The organism is Vibrio sp. OPT46 (genome assembly GCF_015163535.1).
In the GTDB taxonomy this organism is placed as follows: domain Bacteria; phylum Pseudomonadota; class Gammaproteobacteria; order Enterobacterales; family Vibrionaceae; genus Vibrio; species Vibrio alginolyticus.
Map to the genome: position 1 here is coordinate 1 of NZ_JADDYG010000030.1, position 968 is coordinate 968.

Consider the following 968-nt stretch of genomic DNA (forward strand, 5'->3'; position numbering starts at 1 on the left):
ATCGCCAATTCGAACTCTTCCAAATATTTCAACTTCTACTCCTAAGCATAAACGCCCTGTTTAGGTTTCTGATGCCGCCGCATACCACCTTAATCACCTAAACCAACGCATAGTCAAAATGCCACACGTGCCGAATGACTCTTGAACAATTTGTTATGTTCATAGCTACTCTAAATCAACACTAAGGTTACTATCATTTTGGCCAACGGTTGTAGATCCAATACAGACATCTTGAAACACCACCAGCAATTCCTCCAAGTAGGATCAATGCCATACCTTTAAACCCGGAAGATAGAGCATAGCCTAACTGTATTGATGTACTTCCCCAGCCGTTGGATAAGCCAGTTGATATAGCTAGTCCGAAGAGAATGATCAAGATAAAGCTAGTAATACTAATTTTCCACATTTTCATTACAAGAGAGAAAGCGAATGCAATGTAGATTAAGACCCTCAGCAATTCGATGAAGCCATAGTTAACCATCCCAGCAAGAACATAGTTAATCGATTCGGTTAAGCTTATAACCGCACTAAACAGTGCAAATATGGCCGCCCCCATGAAGATTACTTGTGGCAAATTGCTAACTGAAAGGTACACAAACAATCGGTTAAACAGCTGAGTAAAGAGTTTTGTCAATTTGTGTAATGAACTGCGTACAGGGAATCCAATTTTGATCATTACTCATTTTCCATTGCTCTTAGCGCCTCACCCAGTAGCTCTTCTGTACTTAGATTTTTGTTATTAGCTAGGCTCTTATCAACTGTTCTCAGTGCCTTATATTCTGTACTTGTACTTTCGCCATCGATGTCTTCTTGTCGACGTCCATATGCAATGTAAATGTTATGAAAGACTCGATTGCGCTCCTCTCCAGTACAATCTAAATTTGCCAATTGCTTTTCAGCACCTTCAAACATGATGTCTAAGCTATCATCTGTTTTGGCTTTACAGAAATGCCGATAGGCTGTATCAA

2 protein-coding genes are annotated in these 968 nt (G+C 39.9%); both read right to left on the reverse strand.

Annotated features, from left to right (window positions below; translation table 11 throughout):
• Positions 1 to 193: 193 nt before the first annotated feature.
• Entirely contained in the window at positions 194 to 676 is a 483-nt protein-coding gene (locus IQR33_RS02265) for a hypothetical protein (protein ID WP_193843471.1), read from the reverse strand.
• Positions 676 to 968, reverse strand: a 293-nt coding sequence (locus IQR33_RS02270; RefSeq protein ID WP_193843472.1) for a hypothetical protein, incomplete at its 5' end; no start/stop codon positions are given. The genes IQR33_RS02265 and IQR33_RS02270, both read right to left, overlap by 1 nt.

What these genes read in the sequence shown, in the direction of transcription:
- IQR33_RS02265 (WP_193843471.1), bottom strand. Translation starts at nt 676, where the DNA reads ATGATCAAAATTGGATTCCCTGTACGCAGTTCATTACACAAATTGACA.